Source organism: Cryobacterium sp. RTC2.1 (genome assembly GCF_035018685.1).
Classification (GTDB): Bacteria; Actinomycetota; Actinomycetes; order Actinomycetales; family Microbacteriaceae; genus Cryobacterium; species Cryobacterium glucosi.
This window is the reverse complement of the sequence record NZ_JASJXJ010000173.1, coordinates 1-7,505: the sequence shown is the minus strand read 5'-3', so window position 1 is coordinate 7,505 and position 7,505 is coordinate 1. Positions and strand designations below refer to the sequence as shown.

Annotated in this window: 7 protein-coding genes; 3 read left to right on the top strand and 4 right to left on the bottom strand. The window is 69.2% G+C overall.

The window, feature by feature from the left end; translation table 11 throughout:
* Positions 1-2: 2 nt before the first annotated feature.
* The 4 genes from QN357_RS16520 to QN357_RS16505 are packed head-to-tail and all read right to left on the bottom strand — an operon-like array spanning position 3 to position 4,768.
* The gene (locus QN357_RS16520) at positions 3-1,313 is read right to left on the bottom strand and encodes an aspartate aminotransferase family protein (protein WP_134446200.1); all 1,311 of its coding nucleotides are present in this window, start codon (positions 1,311-1,313) and stop codon (positions 3-5) included.
* Positions 1,314-1,350: 37 nt separating this feature from the next.
* Entirely contained in the window at positions 1,351-2,367 is a 1,017-nt protein-coding gene (locus tag QN357_RS16515) for a TIGR03842 family LLM class F420-dependent oxidoreductase (RefSeq protein WP_134446199.1), read from the bottom strand.
* Between the two features lie 59 nt (positions 2,368-2,426).
* Entirely contained in the window at positions 2,427-3,848 is a 1,422-nt protein-coding gene (gene hydA, locus QN357_RS16510) for a dihydropyrimidinase (RefSeq protein ID WP_322189896.1), read from the bottom strand.
* Between the two features lie 8 nt (positions 3,849-3,856).
* Positions 3,857-4,768 carry a nitrilase-related carbon-nitrogen hydrolase gene (locus QN357_RS16505; RefSeq protein ID WP_134446198.1) on the bottom strand — a complete coding sequence of 304 codons (912 nt, stop codon included), beginning with the start codon at positions 4,766-4,768 and terminating at the stop codon, positions 3,857-3,859.
* Positions 4,769-4,944: 176 nt separating this feature from the next.
* Between QN357_RS16505 and QN357_RS16500 the strand changes: the two genes are divergently transcribed.
* The 3 genes from QN357_RS16500 to QN357_RS16490 form a co-directional block, all read left to right on the top strand.
* On the top strand, positions 4,945-5,997 hold the full coding sequence (locus QN357_RS16500; protein WP_322189124.1) for a putative F420-0 ABC transporter substrate-binding protein: 1,053 nt from the start codon (positions 4,945-4,947) through the stop codon (positions 5,995-5,997).
* A gap of 3 nt (positions 5,998-6,000) precedes the next feature.
* The gene (locus tag QN357_RS16495; RefSeq protein ID WP_198413455.1) at positions 6,001-7,074 is read left to right on the top strand and encodes a putative F420-0 ABC transporter permease subunit; all 1,074 of its coding nucleotides are present in this window, start codon (positions 6,001-6,003) and stop codon (positions 7,072-7,074) included.
* A partial coding sequence (locus QN357_RS16490) for an ABC transporter ATP-binding protein (RefSeq protein ID WP_323505222.1) occupies positions 7,065-7,505 on the top strand: 441 nt, incomplete at its 3' end. The genes QN357_RS16495 and QN357_RS16490, both read left to right, overlap by 10 nt.

Here is a 7,505-nt window from a genome sequence, read left to right as displayed (position 1 = left end):
GGCTAGGGGAGGGAGAGGACCTCGTCGTAGATCGCCAAAGCTTCGGCTGCCTCGGCGTCGGTCACGACGCACGGGGGTACCACGTGGATGCGGTTCTCGGCGATGAAGGGCAGCAGTCCGCGGGCGAGCAGCCCGGCCTTGATCTTCGCCATCACCCCGGCTCCCACCGGTTCCCTGGTCGCGCGGTCCGCGACCAGTTCGAGCGCCCAGAACACGCCGACGCCGCGCACCTCACCGATGATGGGGTGCCGCTCCGCAAGCTCCGCGAGCCCCGGCGCGAGCACGTCCCTCCCGATCCTGGCCGCGTTGTCGACGATCCCCTCCGCCTCCATCGCGTCGAGCGTCGCCACGATCGCGGCCATGGCGAGCGGATGCCCGCTGTAGGTGAGTCCGCCGGGGAACACGGTCGTGTCGAAGTCGTTCGCGATCGAATCCGGGATGATCACCCCGCCCGCGGGCACGTACCCCGAGTTGACGCCCTTCGCGAAGGTGATCAGGTCGGGCACCACGTCGTAGAGATCGAGGGCGAGCCAGCTGCCGGTGCGGCCGAAGCCCGCCATCACCTCGTCGAGGATCAGCAGGATGCCGTAGCGGTCGCACAGGGCGCGCACCCCCGGCAGGTATCCGGGCGGCGGGAGCAGCACGCCCGCGGTGCCCGGGATCGTCTCGAGCAGCACGGCGGCGATCCCGCTCGGCCCCTCGCTCTGGATCACGCGCTCGAGGTGCCGCAGGGCGCGCTCGCACTCCTGCTCCGGGGTCGTGGCCCAGAAGTCGCTGCGGTAGAGGTACGGGCCGAAGAAATGCGCGTGCCCGCGCGCGAACTCGTTCGGTACCCGGCGCCAGTCCCCCGTCGCGACGATCGCGGCCCCGGTGTTGCCGTGGTACGAGCGATAGGTCGAGAGGATCTTGTCGCGACCGGTGTGCAACCGGGCCAGCCGGATCGCGTTCTCATTCGCATCCGCCCCGCCGTTGGTGAAGAACACCTTGTGGAAGCCGTCGGGCGCGCGGGCGACGATGCGGCTCGCGGCCTGGCCGCGGGTGAGGTTGGCCGTCGCGGGCGCGACCGTGGCGAGCAGGCCGGCCTGTTCGACGATCGCGCGCACGACGGCCGGATGCTGGTGGCCGATGTTGAGGTTGACCAGCTGGCTGGAGAAGTCGAGAAACGTGGTGCCGGAGTGGTCCCAGACCCGGGTTCCGAGCCCGCCGGCGAGGACGAACGGGGTGCGTCCGCCGCCCTGGGCCGACCAGGAATGGAACACGTGGGCGAGGTCGAGGTCGACGGTGAGTTCGTCGAGCCGATCGGTATCAGTCACAGCGGTTCTCCTTGTTCTCGCACCCGGGCTGCCATTCTCAGATCTTCGCGGCGGGCGCTGTGTTGAGCGCCGGGATGATGCTCTCACCGTACACACGCAGGGTCTCTTCCTTGTTGTCGTGCTGCAGGTACCCGGCGAACTGGTCGACACCCAGCTCGCGGAGTGCCTCGAGCTTCCTGATGTGATCCGCTTTGGTGCCGAGCACGCAGAACCGGTCGACGATCTCGTCGGGCACGAAGTCGGCGTGGGTGTTGCCCGCGCGGCCGTGCTGGTTGTAGTCGTAGCCTTCGCGCCCGGCGATGTAGTCGGTGAGGGCGCGCGGGACCGCGGAGTCGGCGCCGTACTTGGCGACGATGTCGGCGACGTGGTTGCCGACCATGCCGCCGAACCAGCGGCACTGGTTGCGCATGTGCTCCCAGTCCTCTCCGATGTACATCGGGGCGGCGACGCAGAATTTCACGGATGCCGGGTCCCGGCCTGCCGCTGCCGCCGCCTTCCGCACCGTGCTGATCATCCACTCGGCAACGTCGAGGTCGGCCATCTGCAGGATGAATCCGTCCCCGACCTCTCCCGTGAGCTTGAGCGCGAGCGGCCCGTACGCGGCGACCCACACCTCGAGGGAGCTGCCGAAGCTCCACGGAAAGCGGAGGGTGGCGCCGTTGTACTCGACGGCGCGGGAGTTGCCGAGCTCGCGGATGACGTGGATCGCCTCCCGCAGGGTCTTGAGCGTCGCGGGGGCGCCGTTCGTGACGCGCACGGCGGAGTCGCCACGCCCGATGCCGCAGATCGTGCGGTTGCCGTACATCTCGTTGAGGGTCGCGAAGGTCGATGCGGTGACGGTCCAGTCGCGGGTGGACGGGTTCGTGACCATCGGCCCGACCATGATCTTGCGGGTCTCGGCGAGGATGCGGCTGTGGATCACGTACGGTTCCTGCCAGAGCAGGTGCGAGTCGAAGGTCCAGACGTGGCTGAAGCCGTAGGCCTCTGCGAGCTGCGCGAGCTGCACGACCCTGGCCGATGGCGGGTTGGTCTGCAGCACTGCTCCGAAGTCCATGGGGTTCCCTGCGCTCTGTCGGTGGTGGGCGGTGGGTGGCGGATGCCTGGCCGGCGCGCCTAGATCAGGTACTGGCTCAGGCCGCGCGGCAGGTACCGCCCGTCGCCCTTCGCCCCGAGGTAGCTGTTGCCGTCGACGATGACCTTGCCCCGGCTGAGCACCGTGTCGACGTGCCCGTCGATCTCGTACCCTTCCCAGGCGGAGTGGTCCATGTTCATGTGGTGGGTCTTGCCCAGCCCGATCGAGGTGTGCCCGGCCGGGTCGTAGAGGACCACGTCGGCATCCGCCCCCGGCTGGATCACGCCCTTGGTGCCGTAGAGGCCGAACATCCGCGCCGGGGTCGTCGAGGTCAGCTCGACCCAGCGTTCGAGGGTGATCCGCCCCTCGACGACGCCCTGGTAGAGCAGGTCGAGGCGGTGCTCGACCGAGCCGATCCCGTTCGGGATCTTCGAGAAGTCGCCGAGGCCGAGGTCTTTCTGGCCCTTCATGCAGAACGGGCAGTGGTCGGTCGAGACGAGCTGCAGTTCGTTGGTTCGGAGGCTCTGCCAGAGCTCCTCCTGGTGCCCCTCCGCGCGGCTGCGCAGCGGCGTGGAGCACACCCACTTCGCGCCCTCGAAGCCCGGGGCGCCGAGGTTCTCCTCGAGGGAGAGGTAGAGGTACTGCGGGCAGGTCTCCCCGAAAACGTTCTTGCCGCGGGAGCGGGCCGCCGCGAGCTGCGCGACGGCCTGCTTCGCGCTGACGTGCACGACGTACAGTGGCGCCCCGGTCAGGTCGGCGAGCATGATCGCCCGGTGGGTGGCCTCCTCCTCGAGCTGCCAGGCCCGCGCGATGCCGTGATAGTACGGGTCGGTCTTGCCCTCTGCGAGGAGTTGACCGACGAGCACGTCGATCGCCGGCCCGTTCTCGGCGTGCATCATCGTCATGAGCCCGGTCTCCGCCGACTTCTGCATCGCCCGGAGGATCTGCGCGTCGTCGGAGTAGAAGACGCCCGGGTAGGCCATGAAGAGCTTGAAGCTCGACACGCCCTCGGCGAGCAGCCCGTCCATGGCCTGCAGCGAGTCCGTGTTGAGGTCGCCGATGATCTGGTGGAAGCCGTAGTCGATGGCGCAGTTCCCCGCCGCCTTGTCGTGCCAGGTCGCGAGGCCGTCGAAGACACGCTGCCCGTAGCTCTGCACGGCGAAGTCGATGATCGTCGTCGTGCCGCCCCACGCGGCCGCGCGGGTGCCGGTCTCGAAGGTGTCTGAGGCCGCGGTGCCGCCGAACGGCAGCTCCATGTGGGTGTGCGCGTCGATGCCGCCGGGGATCACGTACTTCCCGGTCGCGTCGATCACCGTGTCGGCGGATGCCGCGACGTCGAACCCGAAAATGGCGGAGCCGGGGGCGAGCACCGCGACGATCTTCTCGCCGTCGATGAGGACATCCGCTTCTGAGCGGCCGGTCGAGCTGACCACAGTGCCGCCCCGGATCAGGGTGCGCCCCACCCGGGCGCTCATGCGCGGGCGATCGGGTCGTAGGAGTCCGGCCTGCGGTCGCGGTAGAACTGCCAGGAGTTGCGCGTCTCGCGGATGAGGCCCAGGTCGAGGTCGCGGATCACGATCTCGTCGGTGTCGGTCGAGGCGATGGCGCCGACGTAGTTGCCGCGCGGGTCGACGAAGTAGGAGCTGCCGTAGAAGGTGACGGCCTCGTCGCCGAATTCCTCGGTTTCGGTGCCGATCCGGTTGTTGGCGCCGATGAAGTACTGGTTGGCGACCGCCGCGGCCGGCTGTTCGAGTTCCCAGAGCCGGTTGGACAGGCCGGGCTTGGTGGCCGAGGGGTTGAAGACGATCTCGGCGCCGTTCAGGCCGAGGATGCGCCAGCCCTCCGGGAAGTGCCGGTCGTAGCAGATGTAGACGCCGATCTTGCCGACCGCGGTGTCGAAGACCGGGTAGTCGAGGTTGCCGGGACGGAAGTAGAACTTCTCCCAGAACTGCGGGAGGTGCGGGATGTGGTGCTTGCGGTACTTGCCGAGGTAGCTCCCGTCGGCGTCGATCACGGCGGCGGTGTTGTAGAGCACGCCTGCCTGCTCCTCCTCGTAGACCGGAAGCACGATCACGATGTGGTGCTCTGCGGCGAGCGCCTGGAACCGTTCGACGAGGGGGCCCGGAACGCTCGTCGCGTAGCCGTAGTACTGGGGGTCCTGGATGATGCCGAAGTAGGGGCCGTGGAAGAGCTCCTGGAAGCAGATCACCTGCGCTCCCTGCGCGGCCGCAGAGCGCACGAATCCCTCGTGCTTGGCGATCATCGACGCTTCGTCGCCGGTCCAGGTGGCCTGGGTGATCGCGGCTCTCACGATGTTCCCGCCCTTGCCGGCCGCATCCGCGCGGATCTTCGCGCTGGCCGGGGTATTGGATCCGTCGGACATGTCTGCCTCCACCAAGTCACTACTGCGAGATAACTGAAACGTCCGCCGAAACGTCCGGCGTGCTGAGTGCGTGTGGATCATCCTGTCGCCCAACGGGCCGGGAGGCAAGCACTCAGCGAAACCGTTATCCGGCGCTGGTACCATTCAGAAAGTCCCGCCCGGCCACCGAAGGTCTCATGACACGTCTCCCGTTCTTCCGCGGGCCCCGCGCTTCTCGCGCCTGGCCGGCGCTCATTGCTGCCACGGCGCTCACCGCCCTCCTCGGAGGCTGCGCGACCACGAGCCCGATTCCCGCAGGCCCCGCCCCGGATGCGGTCACGGCCAGCCCCACCCCGACGTCGAAGCCGGCCTACCCGCTCACGATCGAGAACTGCGGCACGACGGTCACGGTCACGAAGGCCCCGAGCCGGATCGTGTCGATCAAGTCCTCGGCCACGGAACTTCTCCTCGCGCTCGGCCTCGGCGACAAGATCGTCGGCACCGCGTTCCTCGACGGTCCGCTCCCGCAGGCGCTCAGCTCGATCGGCACCAACCTCAAGGTCGTCAGCGACTTCCTGCCCAGCCAGGAGGCCGTGCTCGCCCTGAACCCTGATTTCGTCTTCGGCGGGTGGGAGTCCAACTTCGCCGCTGACGGCGTCGGCACCCGCGACACCCTCGCCGCGGTCGGCATCGGCAGCTATGTCGCGCCGTCGGCCTGCAAGGGCGCCGACCAGCCCAATCCGCTCACCTTCGACACCGTCTTCGGGGAGATCACCCAGGCCGGCGCCGTTTTCGGGGCCCCCGAGGCAGCCGCACGGCTCGTCGCCACCCAGCGCAAGGAGCTCACGACGCTCTCCCCCGCGACGACGAAGACCTCTGCGCTCTGGTATTCGAGCGGCGTCGACAGCCCGTACGTCGGTGCCGGGATCGGTGCGCCGCAGATGATCATGGATGCCGCCGGACTCACGAACGTCTTCGCGAGCGTGAAGGACACCCGGACCTCCGTCGGCTGGGAATCCGTCGTCGCTGCCGATCCGAGCGTGATCGTGCTCGTCGACGCGACCTGGAACACGGCAGAGTCGAAGATCAAGACCCTCGAGACCAACCCCGCGACGAAGAACCTCACCGCGGTGAAGAACAAGCGGTACATCACCCTCCCGTTCGCTTCGACGGAGGCCGGCATCCGCAACGTCGAGGCCGCGGCAACGACGATCGACCAGCTGGCCGACCTCAACTCGCTGAGCAAGTAGTCGGTGACTGCGGGCACGGACTCCGTGGCGGGACGGACCCGGCCGGCCGCATCCGCTCGCCGGAACGGCCGCTTCGGGCTGTGGCTCGCGCTCGCCCTGGCCGCGCTTGTGCTCGTCTCCGCGCTGGCCGTGACGATCGGGCCCGCTCCGGTGAACCTGGCGGATGTCGCAGGCAGCCTCGCGGCGCACCTCGGCTTCCCGCACTCCGGCACGGTGCCCGTCCTCACTGACGCGATCGTCTGGCAGCTGCGGCTCCCCCGGGTGCTGACCGCGGCGTTCGTCGGTGCGGGCCTCGCCCTGAGCGGCGCGGTCATGCAGAGCGTGACCCGCAACCCGCTCGCCGACCCGTACCTTCTCGGGCTGTCCTCAGGGGCGTCGCTCGGCGCGGTCTGCGTCGTGATTCTCGGCGTCGGGGTCGCACTCCCGCTCGCCGCCTTCGCCGGCGCACTCGCCGCGCTCATCGCGACGCTCTCCATTGCCAGGGTCGGCGGAACGATCACGCCCGGCCGGGCCGTGCTCGCCGGCCTCGCGATCGCCCAGCTCGGCGCGGCGGGCACCTCCTTCGTGATCTTCTGGTCGGCCAAGGGCGACTCCTACCGGGAGATCCTGAACTGGCTGCTCGGCTCCCTCGCCGGCAGTTCCTGGGCCACGGTCCTCATCGCCGGGAGCGCGCTCCTCCTCGCCGGCACCGGGCTCGTGCTCGCCGCGAGCCGGCTGGACGCCTTCGCCTTCGGCGACACCGCCGCGGCCTCGCTCGGAGTCGACGTCAACCGCACCCGGTGGGCGCTCCTCGGCACGGTGGCACTGCTGACCGGGGCGATGGTCGCCGTGAGCGGTGCGATCGGGTTCGTCGGGCTGATCCTCCCGCACCTCGTGCGCGGGCTCAGCGGGCCGGGGCACCGCAGGCTGCTGCCGCTCGTCGCGGTATATGGCGCGGTGTTCCTCGTGATCGCGGACACCCTCGCCCGAACGGTCTTCGACCCGCGCGAGCTGCCGGTGGGCATCATCACCGCCCTGATCGGGGTTCCGGTGTTCATCGCGCTGATCAAGAGCCGGAAGTCCGTTTCATGGGTGTAGTCATCGAGCGGGTGTCGTTCCGCGTCGGCGGGCGCGCGATCCTGGACGACGTCTCCGCGATCATTCCGACCGGCTCGGTGACGGGCCTGCTCGGCCCGAACGGCGCGGGAAAGTCCACACTGCTGCGCCTCATCGCGGGCCTGCACACCCCGACGAGCGGGCGGATCACCCTCGACGACGCACCCCTGGCGACCCTCGGCCGACGCGAAACCGCCCGCCGGATCGCCCTCCTCGAGCAGAACGCGAGCCCCACGATCGACCTGCTCGTGCGCGAGGTCGTCCTCCTCGGTCGTATTCCGTACCGCTCCGGAATCTTCGGCGGCTTCGACGGCGCCGAGGACCTGCGCATTGTCGCCGAATCGCTCGCCCAGGTCGGCGGCACCGACCTCGCCGACCGAAGCTGGGGCACCCTGAGCGGCGGCGAGCAGCAG

What these genes read in the sequence shown, in the direction of transcription:
- QN357_RS16515 (WP_134446199.1), bottom strand. Translation starts at nt 2,367, where the DNA reads ATGGACTTCGGAGCAGTGCTGCAGACCAACCCGCCATCGGCCAGGGTC.
- QN357_RS16505 (WP_134446198.1), bottom strand. Translation starts at nt 4,768, where the DNA reads ATGTCCGACGGATCCAATACCCCGGCCAGCGCGAAGATCCGCGCGGAT.
- QN357_RS16500 (WP_322189124.1), top strand. Translation starts at nt 4,945, where the DNA reads ATGACACGTCTCCCGTTCTTCCGCGGGCCCCGCGCTTCTCGCGCCTGG.